At 50.9% G+C, this 15,538-nt stretch carries 13 protein-coding genes; all 13 read right to left on the bottom strand.

Features of this window, described 5'->3' with window-relative positions; genetic code table 11:
- Positions 1-92 precede the first annotated feature (92 nt).
- The 13 genes from ACQUQM_RS23935 to mraZ all read right to left on the bottom strand — a co-directional run bounded on the left by ACQUQM_RS23935 (position 93) and on the right by mraZ (position 14,740).
- Complete coding sequence (locus ACQUQM_RS23935) at positions 93-1,094, bottom strand: cell division protein FtsQ/DivIB (protein ID WP_432472372.1); 1,002 nt, start codon at positions 1,092-1,094, stop codon at positions 93-95.
- A gap of 2 nt (positions 1,095-1,096) precedes the next feature.
- Positions 1,097-2,041 carry a D-alanine--D-alanine ligase gene (locus ACQUQM_RS23930; protein WP_432472371.1) on the bottom strand — a complete coding sequence of 315 codons (945 nt, stop codon included), beginning with the start codon at positions 2,039-2,041 and terminating at the stop codon, positions 1,097-1,099.
- Entirely contained in the window at positions 2,041-3,450 is a 1,410-nt protein-coding gene (murC, locus tag ACQUQM_RS23925) for a UDP-N-acetylmuramate--L-alanine ligase (protein WP_432474878.1), read from the bottom strand. The genes ACQUQM_RS23930 and murC overlap by 1 nt, the downstream gene beginning before the upstream one ends.
- A gap of 65 nt (positions 3,451-3,515) precedes the next feature.
- On the bottom strand, positions 3,516-4,613 hold the full coding sequence (gene murG / locus ACQUQM_RS23920; protein ID WP_432472370.1) for an undecaprenyldiphospho-muramoylpentapeptide beta-N-acetylglucosaminyltransferase: 1,098 nt from the start codon (positions 4,611-4,613) through the stop codon (positions 3,516-3,518).
- A complete protein-coding gene (ftsW, locus tag ACQUQM_RS23915) occupies positions 4,606-5,784 on the bottom strand; it encodes a putative lipid II flippase FtsW (RefSeq protein WP_432474877.1) in 1,179 nt (392 codons plus the stop codon). The genes murG and ftsW overlap by 8 nt, the downstream gene beginning before the upstream one ends.
- Before the next feature lie 125 nt (positions 5,785-5,909).
- Positions 5,910-7,262 carry a UDP-N-acetylmuramoyl-L-alanine--D-glutamate ligase gene (gene murD / locus ACQUQM_RS23910; RefSeq protein ID WP_432472369.1) on the bottom strand — a complete coding sequence of 451 codons (1,353 nt, stop codon included), beginning with the start codon at positions 7,260-7,262 and terminating at the stop codon, positions 5,910-5,912.
- Positions 7,263-7,322: 60 nt separating this feature from the next.
- Positions 7,323-8,405 (bottom strand): phospho-N-acetylmuramoyl-pentapeptide-transferase, encoded by a 1,083-nt coding sequence (gene mraY / locus ACQUQM_RS23905; protein ID WP_432472368.1) that lies wholly within the window; start codon positions 8,403-8,405, stop codon positions 7,323-7,325.
- Positions 8,405-9,799 (bottom strand): UDP-N-acetylmuramoyl-tripeptide--D-alanyl-D-alanine ligase, encoded by a 1,395-nt coding sequence (locus ACQUQM_RS23900; protein WP_432472367.1) that lies wholly within the window; start codon positions 9,797-9,799, stop codon positions 8,405-8,407. Before ACQUQM_RS23900 ends, mraY begins: the two co-directional genes overlap by 1 nt.
- Complete coding sequence (locus ACQUQM_RS23895; protein ID WP_432472366.1) at positions 9,796-11,286, bottom strand: UDP-N-acetylmuramoyl-L-alanyl-D-glutamate--2,6-diaminopimelate ligase; 1,491 nt, start codon at positions 11,284-11,286, stop codon at positions 9,796-9,798. The genes ACQUQM_RS23900 and ACQUQM_RS23895 overlap by 4 nt, the downstream gene beginning before the upstream one ends.
- Positions 11,283-12,998, bottom strand: coding sequence for a peptidoglycan D,D-transpeptidase FtsI family protein (locus ACQUQM_RS23890; protein ID WP_432472365.1), 1,716 nt, complete (start codon positions 12,996-12,998; stop codon positions 11,283-11,285). Before ACQUQM_RS23890 ends, ACQUQM_RS23895 begins: the two co-directional genes overlap by 4 nt.
- Positions 12,988-13,329, bottom strand: coding sequence for a cell division protein FtsL (gene ftsL / locus ACQUQM_RS23885; RefSeq protein WP_432472364.1), 342 nt, complete (start codon positions 13,327-13,329; stop codon positions 12,988-12,990). Before ftsL ends, ACQUQM_RS23890 begins: the two co-directional genes overlap by 11 nt.
- Positions 13,326-14,264: a 16S rRNA (cytosine(1402)-N(4))-methyltransferase RsmH gene (gene rsmH / locus ACQUQM_RS23880; RefSeq protein ID WP_432472363.1), complete on the bottom strand. Its 939-nt coding sequence runs from the start codon at positions 14,262-14,264 to the stop codon at positions 13,326-13,328. The genes ftsL and rsmH overlap by 4 nt, the downstream gene beginning before the upstream one ends.
- A 20-nt stretch (positions 14,265-14,284) precedes the next feature.
- Positions 14,285-14,740: a division/cell wall cluster transcriptional repressor MraZ gene (gene mraZ / locus ACQUQM_RS23875; RefSeq protein ID WP_432472362.1), complete on the bottom strand. Its 456-nt coding sequence runs from the start codon at positions 14,738-14,740 to the stop codon at positions 14,285-14,287.
- Between the last annotated feature and the right edge of the window lie 798 nt (positions 14,741-15,538).

Raw genomic sequence — 15,538 nt, 5'->3', positions numbered from 1 at the left:
GCCAAATACACATTCAATACGATCCGTTTAGCACTCTGTTCACAGTTCCACTTATACTAAAACCATTGACTCTAGACGCCTGATCACACTCATTAACCTTTCTGTACTGACTCTGCTTCCAAAGCTGGTTGCTTACGCCACTTAACTGCCAAACCGTTGTTATAACGGATATCTATCTGCTCTATACGTCCAGCTTCTGCATCATTCCTGAGGCGGTTCTGATACAACTTAATAAAGCGATCCAGCCGCTCAACGATCTGCTCCCTGCCCACCACTAAACGCACACCGTTATTCAGTTGCAGTGTCCAGGCACCTCTGGCTTCCAGATTCAACCCAACCACCTGCAATCCAATATTGCGCAGCATCTGGTTAAGGTCATAATACTGCGACATCATCTGCCCGGTATTGCTCGACGGCCCCTGTAACCGCGGCAACTGCATATATTTTTCACTCTGCTCTGGCCAGAAGATATCTCCCTCATGGTTAAGCAGACCTGAATTACCCCAACGAGCAACCGGAACCTCTTCACGCACAACAAGCTGCAGACTTGCGGGCCACTGCCGGTTCACTTTGATCTGATAAACCCAGGGATGCGCCTGAATCTCACTCTTAACCGCTTCAAGATCAGTAGACAGCAATCCCCCGGTCAAAACCGAGATAGTATTATTTGCCAGTTCTGTTTTATCCAGATAGCTGGTTTCGCCACTCACTGTAACGGCGGCCACTGGCTGATCAAGCCACACATAAGCTTTGCCTAACAGGCTGCTACCCAACGCAATAAATACCGCTAATGCGCTAAGAATAGTCGCCGGTTTCAGCCACCAGTCGCCATCAGTTGCCCATGCACTCGGTTTACCTGCCTGCGCATCAGATACGGTCTCTGCTGCAGACTCTCTATTCGGTAAAACAGCTGATGACTCTTTGCTTCTATAACCGGTTGAAGACTCTTTGCTTTTAACACCCGCTGACGGCTCTTTGCTTTTAACAACTGCTGACCGCTCTTTTTTCCGACCAACAGCCGATGAACGGGTAGCGCCTTTAGCGCCATCCTTCGCATCTTCTGATGATTGTTTAGAAAAAAGATCCGCCAACATAACTAAGCAGCGCCTCTTAAAATAGTTACCACCAGCTCTTCAAAGCTGATACCCGCTTGCTGTGCGGCCATCGGTACCAGGCTATGATCGGTCATTCCCGGTAAAGTGTTCACTTCCAGCAGTTGAAAACCTGATACATCATCCATCATCACATCGACCCGCCCCCAGCCATCGCAGCCAACCATTTCGAAAGCTTGTTCTGAGAGGCGTTTAAGTTCAGTTTCCTGCGTCTCGGTCAGACCATGATCAAACCGGTACTGGGTATCATTTGCCTGATACTTGGCATCAAAATCATAAAATTCATGGGGAGTTTCCAGGCGAATAACCGGTAGCGCTGAACCGTTAAGAACAGCGACAGTAAATTCAGGCCCCTGAACCCAGCTTTCAGCTAATACCGCCCGGTCGTACTCTTTTGCTTCGGCATATGCTCGCTCCAAACCTGCCAGATCGTCAACTTTGCTCATACCGATACTGGAACCCTCATGGGCCGGTTTCACAATCATCGGGAAGCCAAGTTCTGCAGCTAATTCAGCAGCATTAATATCCCCCCGCAAAACAGCGTATTTCGGGGTAGGCATACCCGCACCTTCCCAGATCTGCTTACACTTGACCTTATCCATACCCAGTGCTGATGCCATCACGCCGCTGCCGGTATAAGGTTTCTCCATTATTTCCAACAGCCCCTGTATCGTGCCATCTTCACCACCACGACCGTGAAGAATAAGAAATGCCCGATCGAAATCAGCGTCATGGATCTGCCGTACCGGATCAGCACCATCACCGCACAGATCAATACCAAACGCATTCACACCAGCCGCCAGCAGGCCTTTCAATACTTCAGCACCACTCTTAAGTGAAACAACACGTTCCGCAGATGAACCTCCGTAGATAACAGCAACCCGTCCGAATTGCTGCTGCTCAGCCGCAGTAATCTGATAACCGCTCATCAGTTTGCCTCGCTTTTTACTTCAGACAGATCCAGCCCGGCCAGATCATGTGCAAGAGCGGTAATATTACCCGCCCCCTGAGTCAGCAACAGGTCGCCGGGGCGCAGTAGGTTTTTCAACACTTCAGGCACTGCTTCGATCGACTCGACAAACACCGGATCGACGCTTCCTCGCTGGCGTATACTACGACATAAGCTGCGGCTATCCGCTCCGGCAATAGGCTCTTCACCAGCAGCGTAGACTTCCATCAGCAGCAGTACGTCAACATCCGACAGCACCTGAACAAAATCTTCATACAGATCACGGGTGCGGCTATAACGGTGAGGCTGATTTATCATGACTAAACGCCTGTCCGGCCAGCCATCTTTAACTGCCTTAATCGTCGCCTGCACCTCACGGGGGTGATGACCATAATCATCAACCAGCATGGCACTGCCGCCATCAACCGGGATATCACCCAGCACCTGGAAACGTCGACCAACGCCCTGGAACTTCTGCAGAGCAAGACAGATCGCCTCGTCATCAATGCCTTCATCGGATGCCACGGCGATAGATGCCAGTGCATTTAAAACATTGTGTTCCCCGGGCATATTCAGGGCTACCTGAAGATCAGCCCGACCATCTGGACGCTTAACCGTAAAGCGCGTCTCCATACCGTTCTGGCTAATATCAACCGCCCGGTAATCAGCATCGTCATTGAGACCATAGGTTACTATCGGACGACCGATCTCAGGAATGATCTCCTGCACTACAGGATCATCAGAGCACAGCACCGCCAGACCATAAAACGGCAGGTTATGCAGGAATTCAACAAAGGTCTTTTTCAGCTTACCGAAATCACCACCATAGGTGTCCATATGGTCGGCATCAATATTAGTCACGATGGCAACCATCGGCTGCAGGTGCAGGAAAGAAGCATCGCTTTCGTCGGCCTCTGCTACCAGGTAACGACTACCGCCCAGCTTGGCATTGGTACCGGCGCTGTTCAGGCGCCCTCCTATGACAAATGTAGGGTCCAGCTTACCCTCTGCCATAATCGAAGCGATCAGACTGGTGGTCGTGGTTTTACCGTGAGTACCCGCCACAGCGATGCCATGTCGATAGCGCATCAGCTCGGCCAGCATCTCAGCCCGGCGCACCAGGGGTATCCGACGCTCCCGGGCAGCTTTCACCTCCGGATTTTCTTCATTCACCGCTGTAGAAGTCACCACGACATTAGCCGCCGTAATATTATCTTCACTATGGCCAATGAAGATCTCAGCCCCCATTCCCTGCAGCCGATTGGTAACCGCCGATGACCGGATATCAGATCCGGATATCTGGTAACCCTGGTTCAACAAAACTTCGGCTATACCGCACATTCCTACGCCACCAATACCGACGAAGTGAATTCGACGGATACGACGCATCTCTGGTACTTCATATACAGCTGCTGCGTTTTCAGCTAATACATTCTCTGTTGCTATATTCTCAGTCACGGCTTCATTACCTCCAGACAAACATCCGCCACGGTTGCACTGGCTTCAGGCCGGGCAAGGTTACGGGCCTTATTTGCCATTGTTAACAGCACAGATCGATCTATGAACTGCTCTGTTAATAGATTCTTTAATCGCTGCTTATCTAATTCAGTTTGTTGTACCAGCACCGCTGCGCCCTGCTCTGACAGGTAACCGGCATTGCCGGTCTGATGGTCATCAACAGCAAACGGAAATGGTACTAACACCGATGCCACACCGGCAATACTCAATTCACTTACGGTCAACGCACCTGCCCGACAAAGTACCAGGTCCGCCCAGCCATACGCTTCATCCATCCGTTCAATAAAAGGCACTACACGGATAGTGGAATCTTCTGCCAGGCCCACTTGCTGGTAATTCTGCTGAGCTTCCACGATATTGCGCTTACCAACCTGATGCCAGACTTCTGGCCTGACATTTTCGGGGAGATCAGCTAACACTTGTGGCAACAGATCGTTAATCGCTTTAGCTCCCAGGCTACCGCCAACTATTAACAGTCGTATCGGCCCACTACGTCCGTCAAAACGTTGTTCAGGAGCGTCCAGCTGCAGAATATTACCCCGCACCGGGTTACCCACCACTTCGGTTTTAGCCTTACCTTTAAAAGCACCACCAAAAGCTTCCAATACGCGCTTTGCCATCCGGGAGAGAATCTTGTTGGTCATACCCGCAACTGCATTCTGCTCATGAATCACTACTGGCACACCACACAACCAGGCCGCAAGCCCACCAGGGCCAGAAGCAAAACCACCCATGCCCAACACGACATCCGGTTTAACCTGACGCAATACAGTTAACGCCTGATATAACGCCTGTAGCAAACGGAACGGTGCCAGCAGCAGGCTTAACTTACCTTTGCCACGCAACCCTGTAACATTAATACAGTGCAGTTTGATTCCCGCCGCAGGTACAACGTCGGCCTCAATTCCGACCCGGGTTCCGAGCCATTCAACACGGATTCCCTTGTCACGGAGCTGATCAGCAGTCGCCAGTGCCGGGAACACATGTCCACCGGTACCGCCCGCCATAATCAGTGCTGTTCTGGAGTCAGTCATCCGGTTTACCCTTATCTTTGCTCTTTGACTCTGATTTTTGTTTCTTTTGCCGCTTCTGTTTTATCTGATCGGCAATCTTGCCCGGGTAAATCTCGCCTGTAGCAAGTAACTGTTTCAGCTCATAATCGATACGCATAACAATCGCCAACATTACGCAGCTAACCACCAGACTACTGCCACCATAACTCAGCAGTGGCAGCGTCAATCCTTTTGTTGGCAACGCGCCGACATTTACGCCGATATTGATCAACGCCTGCCCACCTAACATGATCGCAAAACCATAGGCGATATACGCCATGAAGAACTGCTGCAGCTTTTCCGCCCGGCGCCCCACACGGAAAACACGAACTACTAACAAGCCGTATAGAGCAATCACAATTAGCGCTGAAATGAGCCCCATCTCTTCGGCCAGAACAGAGAAAACAAAGTCTGTATGCGCCTCCGGCAGATAGAACAGCTTCTGTACGCTATTGCCTAAACCGGTGCCAAACCATTCACCCCGGCCAAACGCGATCTGCGCCTGGGCCAGCTGATAACCACTACCATAGGGATCCGACCAGGGGTCAAGAAACGACTGTAATCGTTGCATACGATATGGCTGCACTACAGCCAGGGTCGAGATCACAACCAAACAACCCATCACCACCAGAATAAACTGACTGAAGCGCATGCCTCCGAGAAAGATCATTCCCATGACGGTCCCCATGAGAACCACCGCAGCACCAAAGTCAGGCTCAAGTATCAGCAGCAAGACGAACAACGCTAGCGGTAATGCCGGTTTAGCAATGCCCTTCCAGCTGTTACGCACTTCGGACAGGCGCCGCACCAGATAACCCGCCAGATACACGACCATGGCAAACTTCGCCACTTCAGAAGCCTGCAAGTTAACCGGCCCCAGCGGAATCCAGCGCACACTACCATTAATTTCGCGCCCCACCAGCAACACCAGCACCAGCAAAGCGAACCCCAGCAACAGCAACCATGGGCCGGAACGCTGCCAATAACTGATTGGCACCCTTAACATTACAATCCCGGCGATAAGACCCAGAATGATAAAAATGCCATGGCGGTACATATAAAAGAACGGATTGCTGTTCTTCACCGCAGCGACTTCAACCGATGCAGAGCTGATCATAATAAAGCCGATACATATCAGCGACAGAACAGCCATCAATAACCAGGGATCAAAAGGCAGTACCGAAGCAAACTTTGCTACAGGCTTTACAGCAACCGAATCCGGCGTAGCCCTGCCTGACATAAACCTGTCGGGCAAAAATCGATCCAGCGCAGCGGCAATCATAATGCTTCTACCGCCGCGATAAAGGCATCACCACGGGCCGGGAAGCCACTGAACATATCAAAGCTGGCGCAAGCTGGTGACAACAAAACAATGTCGCCAGGCTGTGCTATCGCTTGCGCCTGACGCACTGCCGCAATCATATCGCCAGCGTATTCAGCAGCCGCTGAACTCACCGCAGCAGCTATCTGCGGGCCATCTTCTCCGATCAGAACCAGAGCCCGACCATAGCTCTGCATTGGAACATTCAATTCATCGAACTGCGCCCCTTTGCCAACACCACCAGCTATCAAAACTATCTTTGATTCTTCAGGCAAGGTCGCACCCAACCCGTTCAATGCAGCAACGGTGGCACCAACATTGGTCCCCTTACTGTCATTGAAATAACTAACCTGCTGCCGCTCGGCAACCCACTGACAACGATGTTTCAGGCCGCTAAATTGCTTCAACGTATGCAACATAGATTGCATCGGTAAACCCGCGGCATCGCCTAAGGCCAGGGCCGACAGGGCATTAGCTAAATTATGCTCGCCACGGGTCTTTAACTCCTTCACCGACAGTAATTTATCCCGCCCCTGTGCCAGAAATTGTTTGCCCTGCTCTGTAATTAAGCCGAATGTTTTCAGGTCTGGTTTATCAAGACCAAAGCTTGTCACTTTAACGCTGCTATTCACCAACGGCGACGTCAACGCATCATCACGATTAACCACCACCTGCCTGGCACCTCGGAAGATCCGATGCTTGGCCTGATAATACAATTGCATATTGTTAGCGTAACGATCCAGATGATCAGGACTGACATTGAGCACCGTTGCCACTTCAGCGCGCAGATCATTAACCGTTTCCAACTGGAAGCTGGATAGCTCAAGCACATAAAGTTGCTGCTCACCGTCCACCAGCATATCCAGCACCGGCGTCCCCAGATTGCCACCGACTCCGGTATCGATTCCGGCATCAATCGCCATCTGCCCCACCAGAGTGGTTACAGTACTTTTTGCATTCGACCCGGTAATAGCAATGATCGGTGCACTGACCGCACGGCAAAACAGATCGATATCACCGCTTAACTTCACTCCCGCAGCAACCGCCTGTGTAATAGCGGGCTGATCTTTTGCTACACCAGGACTCAACAGAATATCGCTGGCACGACTCAACAGATCAGCATCCAGCTCACCGCATATAATCTCTGCATCCGGAAAGTCAGCTCTGATCTGTTCCAGGTTTGGCGGCGCTGAACGTGTATCCATCAGCACAAAAGGCAGGTTGTTACGCGTCAGATAGCGGGCACAGGAAAGCCCGGTCTGTCCCAGACCTATCACTACTCTTAACTGATCCGTAGCGATTAGACTCACTTCTGTCCCCTTTATCTTTTCTTATCTATATTTATCTGTAGCTAAAAATACTGAAACAACTTATCGAATCTTCAGCGTTGCCAGCCCAATCAGTACCAGCACTACCGTAATAATCCAGAACCGTACAATCACTCGAGGCTCCGGCCAGCCTTTAAGTTCAAAATGATGGTGCAGCGGTGCCATGCGAAAAATCCGGCGCCCGGTTAACTTAAATGAACCAACCTGCAGGATCACCGATACGGTTTCAATTACGAACACGCCGCCCATAATAAACAGCACCAGTTCCTGACGAACGATCACGGCGATCACCCCCAGTGCCGCACCCAGAGCAAGCGCGCCTACGTCACCCATAAATACCTGAGCCGGGTATGTGTTAAACCAGAGGAAACCAAGCCCGGCACCCGCAATCGAACCGCAGATAACTATCAGCTCACCTGAGCCTTTGATATAAGGGATATGCAGGTATTCAGCAAAATTAACGTTACCGCCCAGATATGCAAAAATACCCAGCGCGCCAGCAACCATTACCGTTGGCAGAATTGCCAGACCGTCGAGTCCATCGGTCAGATTCACAGCATTGGAAGTACCAACAATCACGAAATAGGTAAAGACAATAAAAAATATCCCCATGTCGATCGCAACGTCTTTGAATAGCGGAATAATCAACTGGGTTTCAGCCGGTGTTTGTGCGGTGAAATACAGTACAACTGCAGCACCTAAACCACCGACTGACTGCCAGAAATACTTCCAGCGAGCAGGCAAACCACGTGGATTTTTCTCGATAACCATCCGGTAATCATCGACCCAGCCTACTGCACCAAAAACAAAGGTAGTACCCAGCACAATCCAGACATATCTGTTGCTCAGGTCTCCCCACAACAAACTGCTGATCATAATTGCAAGTATAATCAGCGCGCCGCCCATCGTCGGCGTGCCTGCCTTGCTCAAATGAGATTGCGGGCCGTCATCCCGGATTGACTGCCCGATCTGTTTGGTACGCAGTTTGCGAATAAGCTTCGGCCCCAGCACCAGAGAGATAACCAGCGCGGTCAGCACGCCAAGAATGCCTCGTAGGGTCAGATAACTGAATACACCGAAACCACTGTGAAATTGTGATAGCCACTCTGTTAAAAGTAGTAGCATCAGCAAGCCCCTCCGTTTACCAATCCATTTATAACCTGGTCCATCGCCGCGCTGCGCGACCCCTTCACCAGAATGTTTCGTTGCTTACTAAACTGCGATGCAGGCAGGTTACTCAGATGAGCTACCAGCGCATCTCTACTTTCCAGATTCATTGCTTCACTACCACCGGCTTCTAAGTAGCCTTCGACTGCGGCAATACAAAGCTTGCCGCAGGTAAATAACCGTTTAACATCTTTTGCAGCCGCATAACGCCCCACATCCCGATGCTGCTCTACTTCATCACTACCCAGCTCACCCATATCCCCCAATACCAGAACAGCCTCACCATCCAGCTCGGTAAGCGCATCAATAGCGACTTTCACAGCACTGGGGTTAGCGTTATAGCTGTCATCAATTAACAGAGTAGATGGGTGCAGCTGGATCGGTTGCATCCTGCCAGCAACGGTGCGACAGTTAGCCAAACCGGTTGCAACAGTTGCTAACTCGCATCCATCAGCTATCGCTGCGGTTGCTGCGGCCAGTGCATTAGCTACGTTATGCCGACCCAGTAGTGATAATGTGACCGGTTGAACCTGGTCTTTGAAGTTCAGGTTAAAGCGGTAGCAGCCACTGCTTTGCAACTGGATATCGGTTGCAGATACGTCCGCTTTACCAGCTTCTGTTTCAGACATCGAGAAAGTCAAAACAGGCTGTTGTTGCAGCCCCTCTAACCAGACCGAACTGTGAGGGTCATCTAAATTGACAACTGCAGTGCCCTGCTCAGTCAAACCCGAGAAAATTTCCGCCTTCGCATCGACCACTCCCTGCAAGCTACCAAAGCCTTCCAGGTGGGCTCCCAGGGCATTGTTCAATAGCGCCACATCAGGTCTCGCCAACCCTGTACTGTAAGCAATTTCATCGGGCCCGCTTGCCCCCATTTCGATCACCGCATAGCGGTCACCCTCGCTCAGACGAAGTAACGTTAGTGGTACACCGATGTCGTTATTCAAGTTGCCTAGAGTCGCCAGGGTCTGCCCTCGCTCGGCACTGATCGCTGCCAGCATCTCTTTTACCGTGGTCTTACCACTGCTACCGGTAATCGCAAACAACGCGCCTTTAAACTGATCACGGTTAAACTGCGCAATTACACCCAGAGCCAGACGGGTATCAGCAACAATCAGCTGTGGCAGATCAGTGTCAACCTGATGCTCCACCACAACCGCGGCAGCCCCACTATCAGCAGCCTGGTCAATAAAATGGTGGGCATCAAAGTTTTCACCTTTCAGTGCTATAAACAGATCTCCGGCGTTTATATTCCGGGTATCCGTACTCACTCCGTTAATGGAGAGATCAGCACCTACTAAACGACCAGAAAGAACTTTTTCCAGCTGCGACAGAGCAAACGGACCATTCATTTTACGACCCTCAGCTCTAACGCCTTGTTAGCTACCGCGACATCATCAAACGGCATTCTTACCCCTTTTATTTCCTGGTAGGTCTCATGGCCTTTCCCAGCAATCAATAAAATATCTTGTTCTTTAAGTTCTGCCACAGCATAAGCGATCGCTTGCTCACGCAGCGTAATGGCTGTAACCGCATCGGGCTCAGTGATTCCTGCCAGTACCATATCGATAATGCTTTGTGGATCTTCACCACGGGGGTTATCACTGGTGATCACTACCCGATCCGATAAATGCTCAGCAATTCTGGCCATCTCCGGTCTTTTACCGGTATCACGATCGCCACCACAGCCAAACACACACCACAAATTGCCCTGACAATGTTTAGTCAGAGCCTGCAAGGCTTTCTCCAGTGCATCCGGGGTGTGCGCATAATCCACCACAACCAATGGTAATCGACGCTGCACTAACTGCATTCGCCCTGGCACAGCGCTTATCAGATTCACTGCTGACTCAATCTGCTCCAACTTCAATCCAAGTTCACCGCAAACACTTATCGCAAGTAACAGATTACTCAGGTTAAACCGGCCAATGAGACCTGTATCCAGGCCAAGGGTTCCCCAGGGCGTAGATAAATCTGCTTTAATACCATCCGCAGAGAGTCGAACATTATTAGCACTGACGTCAGCTTCAGCAGTTTCACCAAATGTCAGAACCGGCTCCCCACTGGCAATTTCAGCCAGCCGGATACCATAGTCATCATCGATATTTATCACCCGATGGGGAACCCCCATACAGGTAAACAACTGAGCCTTTGCAGCGCCATACGACTCCATATCGCCGTGATAGTCCAGATGATCACGGGATAAGTTAGTAAATGCGGCAACATCAAACTCGACACCCGCGACCCGATGCTGATCAAGCGCGTGACTGGAAACCTCCATCACGACCGCTGTTGCACCTTGCTGCTTCAATTCAGCCAGCATCTTCTGCAAACTGATTGCGTCCGGTGTTGTGTGGCTGGCATCAGTCATCTTGCCCAGCAAGCCGTTACCCACAGTGCCGATCAATCCGCAGGTCTCACCCGCATACTCCAGCATCTGCGCAATGTAATGGGCGCATGAGGTTTTACCGTTAGTCCCGGTAACACCCACCATCTTCATATCAGTGGATGGATTACCGTAAAACTGCGCTGCAACCGGTCCGATCAACCGGTTAACATCCGCCACAGCGATCACCGGGATCGCTGTTTTAATAGGTTCCGCTGCAGCCAGCTCTGCACGATTAACAATTGCAGCGACTGCCCCTTCTGCTACAGCGGATTGAACAAAATCTATACCTTTATGGCTAACCCCGGTACGGGCCAGAAACAGATGCCCGGGGTTCACTGCGCGACTATCCTGACTCAGGCCTTGAATGGCCAGAGCTGCACACTCTGATCCCAGTTCAATGTCTGAGAACGGTTGCAGTAACTGACCTAATGTCATCATCGGCTGTGTCATTGCATCACCATCCGGGTTTCTGCCGGCTGCCAATTATCCGGAGCAACATTCAAGGCACGCAAAGCACCACCTACGACCCGGGAAAAAACCGGCGCTGCCACTTCACCACCGTAATATTCCTGCCCCTTCGGATTATCCACCATGACTACCGCGATGATACGAGGATTAATCACCGGCGCGACGCCGGCAAAAACTGAAACATACTGATCATCTTTGTAACCGCCGCGACCAACCTTATGCACAGTGCCGGTTTTACCCGCAACCCGGTAACCGTCAATGGCTGCTCGACGTCCGGTTCCGCCCTGTTGGGTTACTGTCTCCATCATGCGTAGTACTTGCTCGGCAACCTGCTGCGGCATTACCCGGGTGGTTGCTTGCGGCCGATCCAGTTTAAGCAGAGATACTGGCCGGACAACACCTCCGCTGGCAAACGGCATATAAGCCTGCGCTAATTGCAAAGGCGTCACTGCCAAACCATAACCGTAGGATAACGTTGCCCTCTCTATCAATCGTTTCTTGCTTATATACGGCAGCACGCCGGCCTGTTCACCCGGAAAACCGGTACCCGGCACCTGCCCCAGTCCGACATTCTGGTATACATTTCTGACGGCATCTTCATGCATGCTCAAGGCAAGTTTGGTCATACCAACATTACTCGATTTAGTAATTATGTGTGACAGATCAAGCTCGCCATAATTGCGATGGTCACGAATCGTTTTGCCTTTAACCCGGATATAACCAGGTGATGTATCAATGACTGAATCCGGTGTGTATTTTCCGCTCATCAATGCGGCTGAAACAGCTAACGGCTTCATCGTCGAGCCCGGCTCAAAGACATCCGTCACCGCCCTGTTTCGGAGCGACTTCATATCACTACCCAGACCACTCCGGTCATTCGGGTTATACGAAGGTTGATTCACCATCGCCAACACTTCCCCGGTTAGCGCATCCAATACAACCATCGCAGCTGAATCGGCTTTATGTGCCTGCACCGCCGCTTTTAGCTCGCGGTATGCCAGGTATTGCATGCGCAGATCAATACTGAGCTGAAGGTCATTACCCTGCGTCATCGGCTCGACTTCCCGAATATGCTTGACGGTACGCCCCAGCAGGTCTCGCATCACCAGCTTTTTCCCCGGCACCCCCTTGAGCCAGTCCTCGTACGCCAGCTCGAGACCTTCCTGCCCGACACCATCAACATTGGTAAAGCCAACCAAGTGCGTTGTAACCTCAGCAGCAGGATAGAAACGCTTATAATCGCGATCGACATATAAACCAGGGATTTTTAACTGCTCAACCTGCGCAGCCAGCGCGGGGGTTATCTGGCGTTTCAGATATAAGAACTGCCTGGACCTGAAACGGGATATCTTTTTTTGTAGCGCAGGACGGTCGCTTTTTAACAACGCTGCCAGACGATCAACCGAACCATGATTCAGGTCGAACTCTTTCGGATTAACCCAAACAGTCGACACCGGAGCACTCACCGATAATGGCTGCCCATTACGATCGGTAATAACCCCCCGGTGTGCAGGAATTGCCGCATTTCGCAGGACCCGGGCATCACCCTGCTGCTGCAGGAAAGCCTGATCCTGAAAGTTCAGAGACAACATTTTAGTAACGATGACACCGGCGATCACTAATAGCAGGACAAACACTAACCACAAGCGCCAGCCCCTGGCTGCTCTGGTTTGCAGATCCTGCTCAGCGCTCATCCCGAATCACCTCAACCTGCTCCGGCACTATCATCTCCAATCGTTTAATCGCTACCGACTCAACCCGGCTATTAGCCGCCAACGTTCCCTGTTCCAGCAACAACTGCCCCCACTCAACCTGAAGCTCATCCCACTGCTGCACAAGCTCCTGCTGCTGGTTAAAAAACAACCGATACTGATGTGCAGACCAGATAACCATCAGGGCAGAACCAATCAACAGAACGATAACCAGCATTAGTATTACCCCCTGTCGCAGCAACTCAACCGGTTTAATCAGCGGTCCATGCTCCAGCTCAGCTTCCCGCAGCCATCCTGGCAGCTTCAGTTTCATTTTATCTTCTTGGCCGCCCGCATAACCGCACTGCGTGAACGAGGATTTTCCGCTACCTCGTTCTTGCCAGCCTTAACCGCCTTAGTTATGGCTTCAAGGCGCTTATTCATCATATCCTCGGTAACCGGAATTCCCGGCGGCAAATGCTCATCACCCTTTACATATTTGCGAATAAAACGCTTAACAATCCGATCTTCCAAAGAGTGGAAGCTGATCACAACTAAACGGCCACCGGGCTTGAGCATTTCGAGCGCCTGATCAAGGCAGTTTTCCAGATCTTCCAGCTCACGGTTGATAAAAATTCGAATCCCCTGGAACGCCCGGGTCGCCGGATTCTTACCTTTTTCCCAGGATGGATTCGCTTCCGCGATAATCTTCTGCAGGCGCGCTGTCGTAGTAATTGGCTCGATTTCACGTTCCGCAAGAATCGCTCGCGCCATACGCCGCGAATGGCGTTCTTCACCGTAGGTATAAAGTACATCGGCGATCTCTTTATCACTGGCTCGCGCCAGCCACTCTGCCGCGCTCTCACCCGCATCCGGGTTCATCCGCATATCCAGCGGGCCATCGGCCATAAAACTAAAGCCCCGCTCGGGATCATCAAGCTGCGGTGATGAAACACCCAGATCAAGCAATACGCCATCAACCTGCCCTTGCAACCCTCTGGCAGTTACAAACTGCTCCAGCTGCGCAAAAGAACCACGTTCTATGCTGAACCGGGATTCATCGGCAAAACGTTCAGCAGCGCATTTGATAGCTTCAGGATCTTTATCGATAGCCATCAACCGGCCATTTTCAGACAAGCGACTCAGCACCAGCGCCGAATGACCACCACGACCAAAGGTACCATCGATATAAAAACCGTCCCCTTCGCCGACCAGGGTATCCACAGCCTCATTCAGCAATACTGTGATATGTTGAAATTCTGCACTCATGTGCGCTAACCCCTGTCGGTTTAAAGTGATAAATTCTGTAACTCTTCTGGCAGCGCCATGCCGCCTTCAGCTTCAGCCAGGTATTCTTCCCGGGTAGCCAGCCAGCGTTCTTCGCTCCAGATCTCAAACTTATTGCCCTGTCCAAGCAATACGATCTTTTTATTCAGTTCGGCATATTCCCGCAACGGTGCTGACAATAACAAGCGGCCGTTAGCATCCATATCCAGATCAGTTGCATGACCAATCAGCAAGCGTTGAATACGACGGGCCGCCGGGTTAAAGCTGGGTAACGCTTCAATCTTTTCCTGAATCTCTTCCCACTCAGCCAACGGGTACAACAGCAGGCAGCGTTCTTCCGTATCAATCGTCGCAACCATATGACCACAGCAGTACTCCGTGATCTTGTCACGGTAGCGCGCCGGCACGGCCATACGGCCTTTGGCATCAAGATTAATTGGATTTACGCCTCTGAACACGCCTTGCACGTTCCCCTTGGGTTACAAATACCCACATTTACCCACAATTACCCACTACACGACACTATAGAAATTAAGCCCTCTTTTTGCAAGGCCGCAACCCCATTCCGGGCAGTGAAACAGGTGAAATCATTAGCAGAATAAATACAGCGAACAAGAAGCCCAGAGAGGCCTAAAAAAAGCGCTTAAAAAACAACCTATTGAGAAGTAATGCAGACACCTGCAAGCAGGCGGGGATCCATTGCGTATGAATAAAAAGATTGCGCATGAAAAAAGATAATTGAAGAGCCCGCCGATAAGCCGGGTTTTGTCGTGGACAGTCATTCATCTAGGACCTGCGTCGCCACAGGTCTCAAGCGACCTACCCGAATCCAGTGTGGGCCACACCTTAATGGATTCCTATTTGGTCTTGCTCCACAACTCTTCCATAGTACCCAAAGGTTAACGGCATAAAGCCTCTATTCAATTCTGGCGCTATTCTGTACCAGTTTATGTACCAAGACAAGCGACATAATCTCATTACTCTTGAAAAATCAGATTTGACGATCATTTGGTTTTGTTCGGATAGATCCGCAGTAGCAGCCAGTTACACACAAATCCTGTGGATAACCATGTGTGAACACTCTGGGCTTATTCCTGTATCGGAGGCTCTGCAAGGGAAAGCGGTTGTTGACGGAAATCTGATCTACTCAGTTCCTTATGATCAAAGCAGATGATTATCGTCCAACTTCTTGGCATACTCAGGCCATTAATGAGTTTAGCTAATTGGATTAGCGAACAGGACTATCAATCCTCAGG

Source organism: Amphritea sp. HPY (assembly GCF_050870985.1).
GTDB lineage: Bacteria > Pseudomonadota > Gammaproteobacteria > Pseudomonadales > Balneatricaceae > Amphritea.
The sequence above is the reverse complement of the archived record's forward strand: the minus strand, read 5'-3'. Positions and strand labels throughout refer to the sequence as shown.

Bases quoted from the DNA above. Each gene is read 5' to 3' on its own strand.
- ACQUQM_RS23935 (WP_432472372.1), bottom strand. From the start codon at position 1,094: ATGTTGGCGGATCTTTTTTCTAAACAATCATCAGAAGATGCGAAGGAT.
- ACQUQM_RS23930 (WP_432472371.1), bottom strand. From the start codon at position 2,041: ATGAGCGGTTATCAGATTACTGCGGCTGAGCAGCAGCAATTCGGACGG.
- murC (WP_432474878.1), bottom strand. From the start codon at position 3,450: ATGCGTCGTATCCGTCGAATTCACTTCGTCGGTATTGGTGGCGTAGGA.
- murG (WP_432472370.1), bottom strand. From the start codon at position 4,613: ATGACTGACTCCAGAACAGCACTGATTATGGCGGGCGGTACCGGTGGA.
- ftsW (WP_432474877.1), bottom strand. From the start codon at position 5,784: ATGGCTGTTCTGTCGCTGATATGTATCGGCTTTATTATGATCAGCTCT.
- mraY (WP_432472368.1), bottom strand. From the start codon at position 8,405: ATGCTACTACTTTTAACAGAGTGGCTATCACAATTTCACAGTGGTTTC.
- ACQUQM_RS23900 (WP_432472367.1), bottom strand. From the start codon at position 9,799: ATGAATGGTCCGTTTGCTCTGTCGCAGCTGGAAAAAGTTCTTTCTGGT.
- ACQUQM_RS23895 (WP_432472366.1), bottom strand. From the start codon at position 11,286: ATGACACAGCCGATGATGACATTAGGTCAGTTACTGCAACCGTTCTCA.
- ACQUQM_RS23890 (WP_432472365.1), bottom strand. From the start codon at position 12,998: ATGAGCGCTGAGCAGGATCTGCAAACCAGAGCAGCCAGGGGCTGGCGC.
- ftsL (WP_432472364.1), bottom strand. From the start codon at position 13,329: ATGAAACTGAAGCTGCCAGGATGGCTGCGGGAAGCTGAGCTGGAGCAT.
- rsmH (WP_432472363.1), bottom strand. From the start codon at position 14,264: ATGAGTGCAGAATTTCAACATATCACAGTATTGCTGAATGAGGCTGTG.